The organism is Flavobacterium sp. BFFFF1 (assembly GCF_002256285.1).
Lineage (GTDB): Bacteria > Bacteroidota > Bacteroidia > Flavobacteriales > Flavobacteriaceae > Flavobacterium.
The window spans coordinates 132,110-150,734 of the sequence record NZ_NKJE01000005.1 but is presented as its reverse complement, the minus strand read 5'-3'; the positions used below and the strand labels follow the sequence as shown (position 1 = coordinate 150,734).

Below are 18,625 nucleotides of genomic sequence, written 5' to 3'. Positions count from 1 at the left end.
TATCGTTGCTGTTTTGAAAAAAACGATATATTTGGATTTCATTAACAACCATAACACTGAAATATGTCAATCTGGAGAAGAAAACCATTAAATCAATTACTCGAAGAAGCTTCGGAATCTGAAAAAGGATTAAAGAAAACTTTATCTGCCTCAGGATTAGTGGCGCTTGGCGTCGGTGCGATTATCGGCGCGGGACTTTTTTCAATCACAGGACTTGCTGCAGCCACAAACGCAGGGCCTGCAATAACCATTTCATTCCTTGTCGCTGCATTCGGCTGTATTTTCGCCGGACTTTGTTATGCTGAATTCTCTTCGATGATTCCGGTGGCAGGTAGTGCTTACACCTATTCTTTCGCTACCATGGGAGAATTTATTGCCTGGATTATCGGTTGGGATTTGGTGCTGGAATATGCTGTTGGCGCCGCAACCGTCTCGATTAGTTGGTCGCGGTATCTCGGGAAATTCCTCCACGGTTATGGCATAGATTTACCCGATAATTTCATGTTATCCCCTTTTGAGGGCGGTATCATCAACGTGCCTGCGGTACTGATTGTAATGGTGATGTCATTGGTGTTAATACGTGGTACCCGCGAATCTGCCTTCGTAAATGGCGTGATCGTTTTACTCAAAGTCAGCGTGGTATTGATTTTTATTGCCGTGGGCTGGCAGTACATTAAACCGGAAAACTACCATCCATACATTCCTGAAAACACAGGAACTTTTGGTTCATTCGGTTTCTCAGGCATTATCCGTGCAGCAGCCATCGTGTTCTTTGCTTACATCGGCTTTGATGCCGTATCCACAGCGGCACAGGAAGCTAAAAACCCGAAACGCGACATGCCGATCGGGATACTGCTTTCGCTAGGAATCTGTACAGTGCTGTATATTCTTTTTGCACACGTCATGACGGGTGTGGTAAACTACCAGGCCTTTGCAGGCAAAGACGGCATCGCTCCTGTAGCTGTGGCTGTTGAAGCGATGGGTACTGTCGGGGCAAACGGGATGATTACACCAGCTTATCCGTGGTTAAATAATGCCATCCTGCTGGCCATCCTTGGCGGTTATGCATCGGTGATCCTGGTGATGCTAATGGGGCAGAGCCGTGTGTTTTTCTCGATGAGTAAGGACGGGTTGATGCCAAAAGTTTTTTCAGAAGTACATCCTAAATTCAGGACACCGGCAAAAAACAACCTATTATTTATGGTATTGGTCAGCGCTTTTGCTGCGTTTGTTCCCGCCCGCGTGGTGGGTGAAATGACGAGTATCGGTACATTGTTTGCGTTTATCCTGGTGTGTATCGGCGTGTTGATTATGCGTAAGAAAATGCCGGAAGCACCTAGAGCCTTCCGTACACCGCTGGTGCCTTTGGTACCAATATTGGGTATCGTCGTCTGCCTGTTTATGATGGTGTTCCTGCCGCTTGACACATGGATCAGGCTTATCGTCTGGATGATGATTGGATTTGATTTCTACCTGTTCTACGGCATGAAGCACAGTATCCTGAACCAGGGCAGTTTCAGCCTGAAGAATTATAAAACGGTTGCCGCTTCGGGATTCGGTATGGTGTTTGCATTGATCGTTATCGCATTTATCCACCACAATCTGGAAACCGGGGATGATCACTTCCTGTTTTACTTCTCATTGTTTTTCGCCGTGTTGCACGCTATGATATATGCCTACAGTTTTAAAAAAGTAAGATAAAATAAAAATAAAGAATCAGGAAGGCAGTAAATTTAACATTTACTGCCTTTTTTGTTTTTTAAATATTCGCCAATAAAATCACTCGAAAATTAAATTTTTCCGATATTTGTTACAATGAAAACCAATTGGCAGGACTTATTATCGCATCTGAAATTCCTCATCAAGAGAAATCCTGAATGAGTGGAATTAGGAAATTAGGGAATTAGAAAATTAGCAAAGATTATTATGGGCTAAATTCTAAGGAGCCCTAAGTAAATTATCTCATTTTCTAATTGTTCCATTTTTAATTCCAGATTATGCCAATTTATCATAAACTCGGAGATTTCCCGCAAAAGCGGCACACCCAGTTCGAAAAACCAGACGGCGGTTTGTATTATGAGCAACTATTTGGTACCGAAGGATTCCATGGGCATTCCGCGCTGTTGTATCACGTACACCGTCCCACACAGGTAAAGGAAATCACCAAATCCTATTCCGTAGAACCGAAAATCGCCATCGGCAAAAACATAAAATCCTTGCTTTTTAAAGGATTTGACCTGAAGCCGGAAGCCGATTTCCTTGACAGCCGTAAGGCCATGCTTGTGAACCGCGACTGTATCATCGGCCTCGCTGCACCACAGCAGTCCCTGACGCAATATTTCTATAAAAATGCTGACGCCGACGAAATGCTTTTCATCCACAAAGGGAAAGGAAAGCTGCGTACCATGATGGGAAACATTTCATTCGAATACGGCGATTACCTAATCATCCCACGCGGCATGATTTATCAAATCGAGTTTGAAACTTCGGAAAACCGCCTGTTTTACGTCGAGTCTTACGCGCCTTTTTACACCCCTAAACGGTATAAAAATGCATCGGGCCAGCACCTCGAACATTCCCCATTTTGCGAACGCGATTTTAAATTGCCGGAAGCACTGGAAACCCATGACGAAAAAGGGGATTTCCTGATCAAAATCAAAAAAGAGGGTATGATCCACGAAGTGGTATATGCTACACACCCGTTTGATGTCGTTGGGTGGGATGGATACAACTTCCCTTATGGATTCAGTATCCACAACTTCGAGCCGATCACCGGTCGGGTACACCAGCCACCGCCAGTACACCAGACATTCGAAACCGCGACATTTGTCGTGTGTTCCTTCTGCCCAAGGTTGTATGATTACCATCCGAAAGCGATCCCTGCACCATATAACCACAGCAACATTGACAGCGATGAAGTGCTATATTATGTCGATGGCGACTTCATGAGCAGGAACAACATCGAACAGGGACATATCACGTTACACCCGAAAGGCATTCCACACGGTCCTGCACCTGGTGCTATGGAAAGAAGTATTGGCAAAACCATCACTGAAGAATTGGCTGTTATGGTCGATACGTTCAGGCCACTCATGGTGACGGAGGAAGCTATGGCTTTGGATGACGGGCAATATTATAAGTCGTGGGTAGAATAATGAGCTAATTTGAAAATGAAAGCATGAGCCAATTAGAAAATGAGATAGTTAGTCAATTTGAAAATTGACCTTTTCAAGCCAAACAACCAAATTTATACGCCAAACAATATGACATTTAATGAAAAATACAAAGACAATGTTCTTTTGTTGAAATCGTTTGAATTCTCGTTAAATATAATTAATTACGCAGAGGATCTACAGGCAAAAAAGAAATTCGTTCTTGCAAATCAGATTTTAAAATCAGGTACATCAATCGGTGCAAATGCTAAGGAAGCCCAAAATGCGGAAAGCAAGAAAGACTTTATTCATAAATTGAAGATTGCGCTTAAGGAGGCGGACGAAGTTGAATAATGGCTTTTTGTGTGTGATCAATACCATTCGTATCCAAACTGCGGAAAATTATTAATTGATTTATCTGAATTGATACGAATTCTAAATAAAATTATATCAACCTCAAAATTAAATAGTTAAGCAGTTCAAGGAACTGTCTAATTATCTAATTTTCAAATTATCCGATTAAAATGAGTAAAGAAGTAAAATCAGTCGAGTACGGACTCGAAAAAATATTTGAAGGCGCCCAGGATTTCCTGCCGCTTTTAGGAACAGATTACGTTGAGTTTTACGTGGGCAACGCCAAGCAGGCTGCACATTTCTATAAAACCGCGTTTGGCTATCAGTCCTTGGCGTATGCGGGGCTTGAAACAGGAGTGCGCGACAGGACATCCTACGTATTGAAACAAGACAAAATCAGGTTGGTGCTAACGACACCCCTGAATGAGCATTCGCCAATTAACGAGCACCTGAAAAAACACGGTGACGGTGTCAAAGTGGCAGCGCTATGGGTTGAAGATGCAACGAGCGCTTATGAAGAAACCACGAGGCGCGGCGCAAGATCGTTTATGGAACCTACGGTCGAAGAGGACGAATTCGGGACGGTAATCCGTTCCGGAATTTACACTTATGGTGAAACCGTACACATTTTCGTAGAGCGTAAAAATTATAAGGGGGTATTCCTGCCCGGCTATAAAAAATGGGAATCGGATTATAATCCTGAGCCTACCGGACTGAAATATATCGATCATATGGTCGGTAATGTGGGCTGGGGCGAAATGAATACCTGGGTAAAGTGGTATGAAGATGTCATGGGATTTGTAAACTTTCTCTCGTTTGATGACAAGCAAATCAATACGGAATATTCCGCGTTAATGAGCAAAGTCATGTCAAACGGAAACGGCCGCATCAAGTTTCCGATTAACGAGCCCGCCGAAGGGAAGAAAAAATCCCAGATCGAAGAATATCTTGATTTTTATGGAGGCCCGGGTATCCAGCATATCGCAATAGCCACCGATGACATCATCAAGACAGTAACCGAGCTGAGGGCCCGCGGGGTAGAATTTCTTTCTGCACCCCCACATGCCTATTATGAAGCCATTCCCGAAAGGCTTGGCAACCATATGAAAATGATGAAAGAAGACATTTCAGAAATTGAAAAACTCGCGATCATGGTCGACGCCGATGAAGAAGGCTATTTGTTACAAATCTTTACAAAACCGGTACAGGACCGCCCGACGCTGTTTTTCGAAATCATACAGCGTATGGGCGCGAAAGGTTTTGGCGCTGGAAATTTCAAAGCACTGTTTGAGTCCATTGAAAGAGAGCAGGCAAAAAGAGGGACTTTATAAAAACCTAAAAATCATTAAACATTACTCAATCGAAAACGTTCTTGTATAGCCTTTTTTGCGAATAATATGTTAAAGTTGATTTTTAGATTGGAATAATTAAAAATCAACGTATCTTTGCGCTCGCAAAAACAAAGGGGTGGTTCCTGGAGTTTTTATGTAAATTTTCATAATTTATAGTTTTGGTTGGTTAATAGCATAAAAACTCAGTCATTAATTTGACTGGGTTTTTTTGTTTTGGTACTTTTGGTATAGTTTTTGCTTCGCTAGATGTAAAAAATTTAAAATGCTATGAAAAGATATTCGATGATAATTCTGTTAGTAATCCTCACCAGTTTTACTACACAGAAAGAAAGGGCTTTTGACGTTGGAGAATGGTTTAAGTTTCGCATCCACTATGGATTTGTGACGGCTGGCTATGCGACAATGGAAATCAAGCAGGGAGAGAACGATAAAATTTTTCATGCAATCGGCAAAGGTTATACCACAGGCATGTCAAAAATATTCTTCAAAGTGGATGACACCTATGAGAGTTACTTTGACAGGGAGACCGGAAAGCCGTACAGGTTCGTCAGGAAAATCGACGAAGGCGGCTATACAAAGAACCAGGAAGGGTTCTTCATACAATCGTCGGATAAAATTATCGTAAAGGATTACAAGAAAAAAACAGAGAAGACATTCAGCGTGCCAGACGGTACGCAGGACATCCTATCCACTTTTTACTATCTGCGGAATTATCCAACGATTGATAAACTGAAAGTTGGCGAATCCGTGAATATTGACATGTTCTTCGATGATGAGACGACAAAGTTTAAGTTAAAATTTATTGGCAGGGAAGATTTAAAAACTAAATTTGGCACGATCCCGACCATGATTTTCAGGCCATTTGTTCAGGCCGGGCGGGTATTTAAGGAACAGGAAAGTTTGACCGTCTGGATTTCAGATGACGATAATAAGATGCCATTGCGTATAAAGGCATCGCTTGCTGTCGGCTCGATTAAAGCCGATCTCGATGCATTCAAAGGATTGAAATATCCTTTTACAGTAAAAGTAAAACCATAAATGAACACGACACAAACCGACGAGCTTTTAAATAAAATTGACGCCAAATTTCAGGCATTAAATCAAAAAACAGATACCCATCTTGAAGGTTTGCTGTGGTCTAAACCAATTACTTATTGGGATTACATTCAAACCGACGCATTGTTAAACCTGCAGACACAAAGGACGACACTGCCTGACGAAATGGTATTTATCATGTACCACCAGGTCAACGAGCTCCTTTTCAAAATGATCCTTTGGGAAATTGACCAGCTTTCAAATAATGACCACCTTGAAACGGGATTTTTTGTAGAGCGGTTGATGAGAATCAGCCGGTATTTTGATATGCTCACCACCTCTTTTGACATTATGGGTGATGGCATGGAAGTGGAACAATACATGAAGTTTCGCAACACACTTACCCCGGCGAGCGGCTTTCAGAGTGCCCAATATCGCCTGATTGAATTTGCCTCAACTGATCTTATCAATCTTATCGATTACAGGTTCCGGGATACTATTGATAGAAACACGCCATTCGAACATGCGTTTGAACACTTATACTGGCAGGCCGCCGGCAAAGACTACCACACGGGAAAAAAATCCTATTTAATAGAGGAATTCGAACGCAAATACAAAGATTCTTTTATTCGAAAAATGAAAGAATATAATAAAACCAATATCTGGCAAAAATTCCGGCAGCTTCCCGTCGAAGACCAGGCGAATCCTGAATTAATCGAAGCCATGCGCCATTACGATTACACAGTGAACATCACCTGGGTTATGGGACACCTAAATGCGGCCAAAAAATACATTGACAGCGGCCGCGGAAACGGGGAAGCGACGGGCGGAAGCGACTGGAAAAAATACATGCATCCAAAATACCAAAGGCGGATATTTTTCCCCGAGTTGTGGTCTGAGGAAGAGTTAGCCTCATGGGGTGAAGAAAAATAGTTAAACCCCAAATTTTGTGATCTTGAAAAATGTTCCCCTCATTATATTCGCTTTCCTTTGTTTGATTTCATGCGGCAAATCTGAAAAAGACAAAGTCGCTGCGCCTGTAAAAAAACCCAATCCGGTTGTCATCGAATTTGGATTCCGGCTAAATGATTTCGATGTGGTCCACGATACGATTGTTAGTGGCGATACCTTCGGGAGTTTGCTGGACAAACAGAACATAGGCGATGCCAAAGTTCATGAAATCGTTGAAAAAATGAAAGACACGTTTGATGTCAGGAAAATCCGCGTGGGAAAGCCCTACACCATGCTTCGTTCCAAAGACCAATCCAAAAAACTACAAGTATTTGTTTACCAACCGGACCGTACGTCTTATTATGTAATTGATTTACGGGATTCGGTCAGGGCTTATAAGAAAATAAGGCCAATGTCCCTGAAAAGGCGAACCATTGCCTGTGCGCTCGATGGCTCTTTGTCAGAAACGCTGGAACGCCAGAAAGTGCATGCCTCGCTTGCCACCGATATCTCCAAAATATACGCTTGGTCTATCGACTTTTTTAAATTACAAAAAGGCGACCGTTTTGCTATTACATTCACCGAGCGCTACATCAACGATACCGTCTATGATGGCGTTGAAAACCTGGAAGCATCATTTTTTGAATACAAAGGAAAAATTATTTATGCCTTTCCATTTAAACAGGATACCGCTTCCTCCAAAGTAGATTATTATGATGAAGAAGGAAAAGTGTTGAAAAACATGTTCCTGAAAGCACCGCTTAAGTTTGTGAATATCACCTCGCGTTACGCCAAAAACAGGTTCCACCCCGTTCAGCATGTCTGGAAAGCACACAAAGGCACCGATTATGCCGCGCCAACCGGTACACCAATTATGACCACGGCAGCCGGTGTGGTGGAAAATACCGGATACACGGCAGGGAATGGGAATTTTGTAAAAGTGAAACACAACCGGACCTATGAGACGCAATACCTCCACATGTCTAAAATATTGGTGCGCCGCGGTCAAAGGGTGAGCCAGGGAGATGTTATCGGGCGTGTGGGCAGTACCGGGCTTGCCACTGGGCCGCATGTCTGTTACCGTTTTTGGGTAAATGGACAACAGGTAGATGCCTTAAGACTCAAGCTTCCAAACTCTGAACCCATGGCAGCCAAATATAAACCGCGGTTCCTGAAGGAAATAGCGCCATTAAAACGGGAACTTGACAGCGTTGCAAAAGTGAAGCTGAACATGTAATGTTTCCCGGTTCTTCCGAACCCTTTTATCGAACGAATGCCGCAATGTGATGCCTGACCGCGCGAGGCCCCGAAGCTTCGAGAGAAGCGGCATCCTTTTACAAAACCTTTGTTTTGTAAAAGATACAGCGGAAAGCCCGACCCGAAGGGACGCGCCAAAATAATTTTCCTGAAAGATTTATTGCTTGATTTCTGCCGTAACGGTCTTTTCACAAGGTTTATCCCCTGCACATGCTCCATCACAAATCCATTTGCCTGCTGAGACGGTTGGATTGCACGCCTTATTACAGCCTGAGCAGGTCGCAATCCCAAACGGTTCTTCCTGTCCTTTATAAAAAGACAAATAGCCATTTTTCAATTGCAGTGCGCGTGCCACTTTTACACTGCGGTCCTGGTTGCTCGCGAGCAGCATATAGTAGGTGCCGCCGCTGATATTGTCCATTCCGGACTGGATTTCAAAGTTTACAAGATAAGCAGGGATTTTTTGTTCGAGCAGCATTTGCTCCCACTGCCTTTTAATAGGATCAAGGTTTGCGGTAATCCGGAACTGTGCATTTCTGACAAGGCCAATTTGCTGTGCCTGCGACGTATTCATAAAAGCAAAAGCGATAAGGACAAATAAAATCTTTTTCATTTCAATTTTTTACAAAAGTAAAACCTAAGCGTTTTAAAAAAATGTTAAGCGCAATATTATCCCAATAAATTGCTACTACAAGGCTTTCGTTTTATAACTTATTCATAAACTTATTAACTAAAACCTTAAATTTGCGCCTGTAAAAAATAAACCGATGCCATTAGAAAATACGAACCCGACAACGACTTCAGCCTGGAAAAAACTGGGCGAACATTACGCAGAAATGAAATCTGTTTCCATGAAGCGCATGTTTGAAGAAGATGCGGACAGGCCTTCAAAATTCAGCCTTAAATGGAATAATTTTCTAATCGATTACTCTAAAAATATCATCTCAGAAGAAACGGTATCATTATTATTGCAGCTTGCTGAAGAAGTGAAACTCCAAGACGCTGTTTCACAATATTTTGCCGGCGAAGCAATCAACCAGACTGAAAATCGCGCGGTGCTGCATACGGCATTGAGGGCGCCTGCATCAGCAGACGTGAAGGTTGACGGCATCAATGTGATGCCGGAGATTTATGCCGTAAAAAATAAGATGAGGAACTTTTCCGACGAGATTATTCAGGGAAAACGGAAAGGGTTCACCGGTAAAGCATTTACAGATGTTGTAAACATCGGGATTGGCGGTTCAGACCTGGGCCCGGCGATGGTGGTAGAGGCATTGCAGTTTTATAAAAACCACCTGAACGTGCATTTCGTCTCAAATATTGACGGGGATCACGTGAATGAGGTGCTCAAAAAGATCCACCCGGAAACAACGCTGTTTGTTGTGGCTTCCAAAACGTTTACCACACAGGAGACACTTACCAACGCTGAGACGATTCGGGCCTGGTTTTTACAGTCCGCGAAACAGGACGACGTTGCCAAACATTTCGTCGCGGTCTCGACAAATATTCAAAAAGTAACCGATTTCGGGATTGACCCTGAGAACATTTTCCCAATGTGGGACTGGGTTGGCGGGCGTTTTTCGTTGTGGAGCGCCGTTGGGCTTTCCATCAGCCTCGCGGTGGGTTTTGACCATTTTGATAAACTGCTCCAGGGCGCAAACAACATGGACAACCACTTCCGCACCGCAGCCTTCAATGAGAATATCCCGGTGATGCTGGCATTGATCAGTGTCTGGTACAATAACTTCTTCGGATCCGAAAGTGAAGCACTGATCCCATATACGCAGTATTTACAAAAGCTTGCACCATACCTGCAGCAGGGCATTATGGAAAGCAACGGTAAAAGCGTAGACCGTGGCGGAAATATGGTAAACTATCAAACCGGAACCATAATCTGGGGAGAACCCGGGACAAATTCGCAGCATGCTTTTTTCCAGTTGATTCACCAGGGAACCAAATTAATCCCTACCGACTTTATCGGATTTATAAAACCGCTGTACGGCAATCAGGACCACCACAACAAATTGATGTCAAACTTTTTTGCGCAGACCGAAGCCTTGATGCATGGTAAAGACGCAGCCACAGTTGCAGCAGAATTTGAAAAACAAAACCTGCCATCAGCACAGGCAGATTTTCTTTTGCCTTTTAAGGTTTTCAAAGGAAATAAACCGACAAACACCATTCTGATCGAGTCGCTTACCCCGGAAACGCTGGGCGCACTGGTCGCACTTTATGAACACAAAATTTTTGTGCAGGGTGTGATCTGGAATATTTTCAGCTATGACCAATGGGGTGTTGAACTGGGCAAGCAGTTGGCGAATTCAATCCTGGAAGAAATCAACTCAGGAAATGTCAACAAGCACGATACCTCGACAGAAATGCTATTAAAACATTTTTTACAGCACAAATAAATCAACCCAACTTCAAGCCTTACCGAAATGTGAGGCTTTTTTTATGGTTTTTTTCTTATATTTGATTCCCTTAAAAAATTAAGAAATGGACAATCTCTATTATTATATCCAAAAATTCCATGCTGGATGGGCTTATGTCGCCATTGCGTTTTTATTAATCGCCGTCCTGAATTCGCTCGTCGGCCTGACGTCTAAAAAAGAGTTTACCGCCAAAAGCCGTAAAGTTGCCCTTTTTGGACTGGTGTTCGTGCACATACAGTTTTTAATCGGCATTATCCTTTATTTCGTATCGCCGCTGGGAAAAGCAGCGCTTCCGCAGATTAAAGATGCTACCTTGCGATTGACGGCATTAGAGCATCCCCTCATTAATTTAATTGGTATTGTATTGATTACCGTGGGCTGGTCTTTGCATAAAAAGAAAACCACAAGCCACGAGAAATTCAAAACGATCACCATATTTTACGCCATTGGGGCCGTATTGATTCTGTCCCGAATTCCATGGGATTTATGGTTTAAATAAAATCAAGGCTCCCACAAGGAGCTTTTTCATTTAAACGCTTTACATGAAATCCGTAAAAATTAAAGCTTTGCTCATGAAACATAAAACCACAATACTGTTGTTGGCCTTGTTTACTGTTATATTCTCGTTTGGCTTTTCCAGTCATGAAAAAACAGCAGACAAATTCAAACAGGATAAAAAAGTCCAGGATTCCCTAAAAAGAGGTGCACAGAAAGACAGCCTGAAACTAATTTCAAAATTTAAGCTCGTCAAAAAAAATGCCCATGCCTCGTACTACGCCGACAAACTGAATGGCCGTCGTACGGCAAGCGGAAAACGCTTTGACAATTCCAAATATACCGCAGCACACCGCCGGTTCCCTTTTGGAACCAAACTGCGGATTACCAATGAGGCTAACGGCAAATCGGTCGTTGTGGAAGTCAACGACCGCGGACCGTTCACACGCGGACGCGACATCGACCTCACGAAAAAAGCCTTTATGGAAATCGCTTCTTCAAAATATGGTGGTTCACTCGTTGTCACCATCGAAGAAGTCCAATAATCCGCGCCTATGAAAGCCATCCGGATCTTCGCGGCCTCACTGATTGTTTTGCTTTTGTGCCAATGCGGTTCCGGAAAAAAAGCTTCTGGAAACGTCTACAAACGCAATGCCGAAGTTTCCTATTATGCCGACAAGTTCAACGGAAACAAGACGGCGAACGGCGAGAAGTTCTCCAATTCCAAATTGACCGCAGCACACCGTACATTGGCATTTGGTACCCGTTTAAAAGTAACCAATTTGGCCAATGACAAATCGGTTGTGGTAACGGTCAATGATCGTGGACCACAAAAGCAAACCCGCGAACTGGACCTTACCAAACGCGCCTTTATGGAAATTACCGACAACAAAAACCATGGCACGCTCAGGGTTACGATTGAAATAATAAAATAAGCCCGGCCACACAATATTCCAAAAGCACCAACGTTATTAGAGAGGAGTTGCCTGAAACCACAATGCTTCGCCCATCCCCGGGTTTATTGTTTACTTTCCTATTCCGCATCATTTTACATTAAACTTCATCACAAGTTAAATATTCGATTTTAGATTTTTTTTGGAAAAGCCACTGATTTGATCAGTGGCTTTTTTAGTATAAAAAAACCGCAAAGCCGGGTGGCTTTGCGGAGCTGGGTAGTAGACAGGACCTTGACATCCTGCCTCTATTCGTTTGATGCTTTGATGGATTGGTTTATACTTTAGAGTAAGACAAATAGAATTGGTTGCGTCAGGCGAAAAAAAAATTGGGTGATTTTTGAAGTTATTGATTTTTAAAAAGCAATAGTAAATTAAACATAACCCTCGGGAGCACGAATTTTAGTAACTTAGTGAACCGCACAAATAAAATTACTATGAAAGACGACTTTAAAACTGTTTTTGACGCCCTGATTAAAGCCGGGTTCCATCAACTTCCCGAAAAAAATCCAGGTACCGGAAAACCATTCGATTTTAAGATCACACCCTATTCGCTTAACACAACCCTCAGCTTTAAGTTTGAAAATCTCGAACATTTCACTGAATTCCTGAAACGCGCCGGAGTCGACGTTGGAAATCAGCTATTGCTGTTAACGAATACATTTGTCGAACTGGGCCTCGACCCAGCGCAATTCTTCTACGTTAATTTTTACGAAAAAGACAAAGACCTGGAAATGTAAGCGCAATAATATAAAACATCTGCATTTAATTTATTAATTTGTAACAATTTGTGGAGAAATGAAACTAACCTTTCTGCACAGACTTTTATTAATCAACAACTAATGCAACAAAAATGATGAACAAACAAACTGTCTCTCTGCTGATGGCTGCCGGATTGCTTGCAATAACTTCCTGCAAATCCGACAAAGAGCAAAATCTCGGTTCCGGAATTATCGTGAAAAATATGGATAAGTCCGTAAAGCCCGGAGATAATTTCGATGCCTACGTTAATGGCGCCTGGGCAAAGGCCAACAAAATCCCGGCAGACAAATCGTCTTATGGTGTTTTTGACATCCTGAATGACAAAGCGCAGGAAGATGTCAAGGCCATCATCGAGGAATCGGCAAAAGGCAACTTCGCCAATGGATCCAACGAACAAAAAGTGGGCGATCTGTACGATTCTTATCTCGACATGAAAACGCGGAATGCCAAGGGCATCAACCCGATCGTTCCGGAATTATCCCGTATCGACGGTATTAAAACTTACGAAGATCTCGCTGCCTATTTCGGGGAAGCAAACAAAAACGGTAACGGCTCACCAATTGCGGTGGGTGTCACCGAAGATTTTAAAGATCCGACAAAATATGTACTGTATGCATGGCAAAGTGGCATCAGCCTTCCGGAAAGGGAATACTACTTCCTTCAGGACGAAAAGTCAAAGCAAATCCGTGAAAAGTTTAAAGCACATGTGGCAAAAATGTTTACGCTTGCTGGCATAGCCGATGGCGATAAAAAAGCGACAGAAATTCTTGGACTTGAAACCCAGATTGCCGCGCAGCACATGAAAAAAGAACTGACAAGGGATATGTCGCTGATTTACAACAAAACCGCCATTGCTGATTTTAAGAAATACATGCCGACATTCAACATGGCATTGATGCTTGACAAAGCAGGAATCAAAAACCAGAAAGATATTCTTGCCTGCCAGCCAGGTTTCCTGAAAGCAGTTGACGGCATCATCAAAGCGGCGCCGCTTGATACCTGGAAGACCTACCTTAAATGGAACCTTATTGACAACGCTGCAGGTTCCCTGACTGACGCATTTGACAAGCAGAACTTCGAGTTCTACGGAAAAGTACTTTCAGGAACAGAAGCGCAGCTTCCCCTATGGAGAAGGGGTGTCGAAGTCGTAAACGGAAGCCTTGGTGAAGTGATTGGAGAAATCTATGTAAAAAAACACTTTTCTCCCGAAGCAAAGGAAAGAATGTCAGAAATGGTCAAAAACATCCTTGCCGCTTACAAAGAGAGCATTCAGTCTCTGGACTGGATGACACCCGCTACTAAGAAAGAAGCGCTGGACAAACTGTCAAAATTCACTCCAAAAATCGGATATCCTGATAAATGGCGTGATTACTCCTCACTGAAAATCGTCAAAGGTGATTTATATGGTAACCTCGAAAGGGCGACTGCATTTGAATACAACCGCCAGCTTGACAAATTAGGCAAACCGGTAGACCGCAAGGAATGGGGCATGACGCCGCAAACCATCAATGCATATTATAACCCCAGCATGAACGAAATTGTATTCCCTGCGGCCATTTTACAACCGCCTTTCTTTGACCTTACCAAAGATGATGCAGTGAACTATGGTAGTATCGGAGCCGTGATTGGTCACGAAATTGGTCACGGTTTTGATGACCAGGGAAGTACATTTGACGGTACCGGAACCATGAGAAACTGGTGGACTGAAAAGGACAAAGCAGCATTTAAGGAAAGAACAGGTGCTTTGGTATCACAGTACAACGAATTTAAAGTATTCCCAGACCTCAACGTGAATGGTGAATTTACATTGGGCGAAAACATCGGTGACCTTGGTGGAATTACCATCGCGCTGAAAGCATACAAGAAAAGTCTTGAAGGAAAGACAGCGCCAGTACTTGACGGTTTCACCGGAGAGCAGCGTTTCTTCATTGGCTATGCGCAGTCATGGCTTGAAAAATCAAGGGAAGAGGCATTAAGAAACCTTGTGGCTTCAAATCCACACTCACCGGCGCATTTCCGTGTCAATGGAATCGTAAGAAACATTCCTGAATTCTATGAAGCGTTTAAAGTAAAACCTGGTGACTCCTTATACCTTGCCCCTGAAAAAAGGGTTAAGATCTGGTAAAAACAAAACCCCGCGGCCATGCGGGGTTTTTTGCATCCATATTTGGAAAATAAAAAAGCCTGCATTACTGCAGGCTTTCCTTATTTCTGAATGGCTTAGAAATTATTCTTTCACATATTTGTATTCCAACGTACCCGCCTGCATCGTATACAGGTTCGTGGCAGCATTGAACGATGGGTAATTACCGCTAACATCTGAACGCATCAGCGTATTGTTGGTCGCGTCAAACGAATACTCCGTCGTAAATGTAGTATCTCCTGATGGCCTTCTCAGGAAAATCATGTTTCCGGTACGCGTATAGGTCCCGGTGATGTTCTGAGATTCGCAGGTTAAGGCAGATCCCGTAGCATTCACATTGGTGAAAAAAGCCGCTTCGGTATACGTACCATTGTTGCTGAATACGATGTTAGAATCAGTGTAACAATTCGTTTCACTAACCAGGTTCGTAGAACTGTCACCATCGTCATCAAGATCCTGAGACGCCACTGTAAACAATCCCGTTAAACCGAAAGTACCTGAGATTTGGCCTGTAGTACTCACATTATCCGTGTCATCAATACCCGCACCGTTATCGTTGGCGTTGTTCGTATATTTTTCAAATGTCAACTCCAGATTTCCGGTCATGCTGGTCCACAAAGCAGTCGTTGTGTTGAACGCTGTCAATAAACTCGCCGCTGCCGTACGGGTTAACTTGCGGTTTGATGCGTCAAACGTATACGTTGCCGTGGCTACGCCTGACCCTGAAGTACGTGTTGTCGTAACCGTAGTTCCGGTAGCCACGTAAGTTCCCGAAGAAACCGCCTCGTTGCATTCTACGCTTAAACCGTTCGCAGCCGTAGTGCTGAATGAGTACACCTCATCATACGTACCATTGTCGTGGAAACTAATCCATGAATCCGTATAACATGTCCCTTCTGTAACAAGGTTTGTCGAGCTGTCGCCGTCGCCATCATAATCCTGTGCCTGTGCAGAAACCGCCGAAGTCAGTTCGTACGTTCCGGTAAGGTCATTGTTTAAGCTGTTGTTGTCATCATCAGAAGAACATGAAGCCATTGCAAGCAATCCTGCTGCTGCAAATAAGTATTGTAATTTTTTCATTGTAATTTATTTTAGTTTACACAGCAAAATTATACCGACCCTTACGGAATCCCTTACAGTTTTAAAACCATTGTTTACGGGATTTGGGCGTGGAAATTGTATAACCCGACGAGCGGAAAACTATAAACTATATTGCCTAGATTGAAAGCGAAAAACTACTTCAGCGTCAGGCGAAAAGTGAATTTGAAAACGATATTGTCCTGAGCGTCAGGCAATGCATAAGCGCCATATCGGTAAAACGCGGCAACGCCCAGCCCCGCATCGGCAATGCCGAAATAATCGAGTTTGAGCAGGCTGTCCAGCTGTAAACCGGATTCTGCAAACCATTTGTCCTTCTTCACAAACGCGATGCCTTCATGCACTTCGGGATTTTTGAGGTCGCCCCAGCCCAAATTGGTGTGCAGCGAAATGCCCGGCTGGAACTTTCCGGCCTTAAACAACAAACCTGAAAAATCGTGTGTCAGGAACACATTGACATAACGGTCAGACAGAAATTCATAGGGCTGCAATGTCTGGAACGTATTCTTAAGCAGGACCGGAATGTCCTTATCGTAGCTGCCTTCACCCGTGAAGTTGAGCCCATACGGCAGCGGCGTGTTGATATAACCCGCCTGGAGCATATAGGAACTGGTCCCGAAGTTCTTCGTATAAAACGATTGCTCCAGCTGCGCTTCTACCTTATGGTAATCGAAATCGCCGTCGCGGAAACCCTTCAGCCCTTTCGTATACGAGACATTCAGCACGGGGAAATCCGTACCGCCACTGGTGCGTTTGTTAAATACTGTCATAAGCTTTTCCTTGTACGCAAACCGCAGGTTCACATTCAGCGTGCTGTTGCGGTACCCCAACGCAGGCTTGTCCTGGTAATTGAAGGCATAATCGTATTTCGGCGCAACATCTTCAGACGCGAGCGTAAACTTCCATTTAAAGTAGCGCATGCTGCGGAATCCCACCGAAGCCGCAAAGCCATCCTTCAAGTCGTATTGGTAGCCCATGAACTTCCGGTAGTCGAACAAGGATTTGCGCGTCAGGTCCATATTGGGCACGCCCGTCTCAAACAAATCGTGGTAATACTGCACGCCGACGCGGATTTCGCGGTTCTTCGAAATATCATAAAACACTTCGCCGCCATACTTCGACTCGTCGTCCTTTAAGCCATAGCCGTAAAAGCCGCCCAGCGTGAGCCGCTTAAACAGCCGCTCGTTAGTGTACAGTCCCGAGCCGAGGCGCAATCCCTCATATTGGTTGTACGTAAACGTACGGTTCAGGTCAATGTCGACGTAACCGATCGGCAGCCTGCCATTGGCAAAGCTAACGACGCCTTTCATCAGTTTATCCATATGGTGTACTTTCCCGACACTGTCGAGCACCCGGTACGTCTTGCGGTCGATGTTGTTGAGTTGTTCGCGGCGGTACGTATTCCAATAAGTGCTGTCTTTGCGTGTGGCATCCGGTTCGAGGTGCACCGTCTCGAGCCCAAAATCGCGCCTGCGCAACGGTGGATTGATGCGCACGCTGTCGACGTAGCTTTTGCCCTCCATGGCCATGGTCAACTTCTTCGTAGGATACTCGTTGAAGACCAACGCAAAGCTCAGTTGCTCCGGAAACCATTGGTTTTGGATGAACTGGTATTGCTGCGTGATGTGCAGTTCGATCTTCTTGCGCTCTGCCGGCTGGGTTACGACGTTCTGCACCGCATACCCATTGCTGTTGATGTACAGCAATCCTTTCAGCGCGTCAAATTTCTTATCCGGTTTCGGGGTAAACGAGATGATGTAGACCGTGTCCTTCCCCACGATACGTTCCTCTTCGAGGTGAAAGCGGTATTTGTTCAGGCTGCCGTTGCTGATCGGGTTCAGGTAGTGCTTGTCGAGCAGCTGGATGTCGTCCTTATAAAACGAGAACGGCTGGAAATCCGTCATGACGGCCGCAAAGAACGGTTCCTGGAAACCCGATACGCGCGAGGCCGTGACAGTTTCCTCACTCAGGTCGGGGCTCAGGAATTTGCGATTTGTAACCGATTCTATCATAAACAGGTGTTTGTCCTTGGCGAGTTTGACATGAACGCTGTCGCTTGTTTTGGTGTTGAGCGTCAATTTGTTGTAGCAGTTGTATGCAAACGAACTGAGGTTCTCCGGGTTGTTGCGTTTCTTGTTCTCGATGACCTTGCGGATGATTGCATTGGCGGGGTTTACGGCCGTGATGACGACCTCATCGAGTGCACTTTCATCCGGCTGCATCGTGATGAAGATCTCGGTGCGGTTACTGACGGCGACCTGCTGCGTCTTGTAGCCGATATAAGTACAGGTCACCGACGACGGCGACTTCGATGCCGGAAAGATAAACTTCCCATTGATATCCGTGCTAACGGTGACGCCGGTATCCGACTTTACATTCGCAAACGCAAGCGGCAGCCTGCTGGCGCCATCGGTGACGGTTCCGGTAACCTGTGAAAAAACGGAGTAAGGCAATACAGCCCAGAGGAATAGGGTGAGGTAAAGGCTTTTCATGTTTGTTGTTTTGGTGGGATAAAAATAATAGGTTTCGTAGTGAACGTATTGTTAAATTATTTATTTCCTGCAGCACACAAATGTTTACAAATTTGTTACTAAGAAAATACAAATGCGGTCAATTGTAGGCGGGTCAATTGTAGGCACAA

Annotated in this window: 16 protein-coding genes; 13 read left to right on the top strand and 3 right to left on the bottom strand. The window is 44.1% G+C overall.

Features of this window, described 5'->3' with window-relative positions:
• Window positions 1-63: 63 nt before the first annotated feature.
• From CFE23_RS04925 to CFE23_RS04895, 7 genes are all read left to right on the top strand, one after another.
• Window positions 64-1,701: an amino acid permease gene (locus tag CFE23_RS04925; RefSeq protein WP_291084887.1), complete on the top strand. Its 1,638-nt coding sequence runs from the start codon at window positions 64-66 to the stop codon at window positions 1,699-1,701.
• Window positions 1,702-1,997: 296 nt separating this feature from the next.
• Window positions 1,998-3,155: a homogentisate 1,2-dioxygenase gene (locus CFE23_RS04920; RefSeq protein ID WP_291084884.1), complete on the top strand. Its 1,158-nt coding sequence runs from the start codon at window positions 1,998-2,000 to the stop codon at window positions 3,153-3,155.
• A 108-nt stretch (window positions 3,156-3,263) separates the two neighbouring features.
• Window positions 3,264-3,506: a four helix bundle protein gene (locus tag CFE23_RS04915; protein ID WP_363331554.1), complete on the top strand. Its 243-nt coding sequence runs from the start codon at window positions 3,264-3,266 to the stop codon at window positions 3,504-3,506.
• Between the two features lie 170 nt (window positions 3,507-3,676).
• On the top strand, window positions 3,677-4,837 hold the full coding sequence (hppD, locus tag CFE23_RS04910; protein WP_291084881.1) for a 4-hydroxyphenylpyruvate dioxygenase: 1,161 nt from the start codon (window positions 3,677-3,679) through the stop codon (window positions 4,835-4,837).
• 288 nt (window positions 4,838-5,125) lie between these two features.
• Window positions 5,126-5,896 carry a DUF3108 domain-containing protein gene (locus CFE23_RS04905; RefSeq protein ID WP_291084878.1) on the top strand — a complete coding sequence of 257 codons (771 nt, stop codon included), beginning with the start codon at window positions 5,126-5,128 and terminating at the stop codon, window positions 5,894-5,896.
• Entirely contained in the window at window positions 5,897-6,826 is a 930-nt protein-coding gene (locus CFE23_RS04900; RefSeq protein ID WP_291084875.1) for a tryptophan 2,3-dioxygenase family protein, read from the top strand. It begins immediately after the preceding gene.
• 22 nt (window positions 6,827-6,848) lie between these two features.
• Entirely contained in the window at window positions 6,849-8,081 is a 1,233-nt protein-coding gene (locus CFE23_RS04895; RefSeq protein ID WP_291084872.1) for a peptidoglycan DD-metalloendopeptidase family protein, read from the top strand.
• A 177-nt stretch (window positions 8,082-8,258) separates the two neighbouring features.
• On the opposite strand, the gene CFE23_RS04890 is transcribed toward CFE23_RS04895, so the two are convergent.
• Window positions 8,259-8,714, bottom strand: coding sequence for a hypothetical protein (locus CFE23_RS04890; protein ID WP_291084869.1), 456 nt, complete (start codon window positions 8,712-8,714; stop codon window positions 8,259-8,261).
• 154 nt (window positions 8,715-8,868) lie between these two features.
• Between CFE23_RS04890 and pgi the strand changes: the two genes are divergently transcribed.
• The 6 genes from pgi (at window position 8,869) to CFE23_RS04860 (ending at window position 14,868) form a co-directional block, all read left to right on the top strand.
• Complete coding sequence (pgi, locus tag CFE23_RS04885; protein ID WP_291084866.1) at window positions 8,869-10,512, top strand: glucose-6-phosphate isomerase; 1,644 nt, start codon at window positions 8,869-8,871, stop codon at window positions 10,510-10,512.
• Between the two features lie 85 nt (window positions 10,513-10,597).
• Window positions 10,598-11,032, top strand: coding sequence for a hypothetical protein (locus tag CFE23_RS04880; protein WP_291084863.1), 435 nt, complete (start codon window positions 10,598-10,600; stop codon window positions 11,030-11,032).
• A 73-nt stretch (window positions 11,033-11,105) separates the two neighbouring features.
• Complete coding sequence (locus tag CFE23_RS04875) at window positions 11,106-11,573, top strand: septal ring lytic transglycosylase RlpA family protein (RefSeq protein WP_291084860.1); 468 nt, start codon at window positions 11,106-11,108, stop codon at window positions 11,571-11,573.
• Window positions 11,574-11,582: 9 nt separating this feature from the next.
• A complete protein-coding gene (locus CFE23_RS04870; protein ID WP_291084857.1) occupies window positions 11,583-11,963 on the top strand; it encodes a septal ring lytic transglycosylase RlpA family protein in 381 nt (126 codons plus the stop codon).
• Window positions 11,964-12,418: 455 nt separating this feature from the next.
• A complete protein-coding gene (locus CFE23_RS04865; protein ID WP_291084854.1) occupies window positions 12,419-12,721 on the top strand; it encodes a hypothetical protein in 303 nt (100 codons plus the stop codon).
• A gap of 113 nt (window positions 12,722-12,834) precedes the next feature.
• Window positions 12,835-14,868 (top strand): M13-type metalloendopeptidase, encoded by a 2,034-nt coding sequence (locus tag CFE23_RS04860; RefSeq protein ID WP_291084851.1) that lies wholly within the window; start codon window positions 12,835-12,837, stop codon window positions 14,866-14,868.
• A 102-nt stretch (window positions 14,869-14,970) separates the two neighbouring features.
• On the opposite strand, the gene CFE23_RS04855 is transcribed toward CFE23_RS04860, so the two are convergent.
• Window positions 14,971-15,966: a hypothetical protein gene (locus tag CFE23_RS04855; protein WP_291084848.1), complete on the bottom strand. Its 996-nt coding sequence runs from the start codon at window positions 15,964-15,966 to the stop codon at window positions 14,971-14,973.
• A gap of 155 nt (window positions 15,967-16,121) precedes the next feature.
• On the bottom strand, window positions 16,122-18,476 hold the full coding sequence (locus CFE23_RS04850; RefSeq protein WP_291084845.1) for a DUF5686 family protein: 2,355 nt from the start codon (window positions 18,474-18,476) through the stop codon (window positions 16,122-16,124).
• Between the last annotated feature and the right edge of the window lie 149 nt (window positions 18,477-18,625).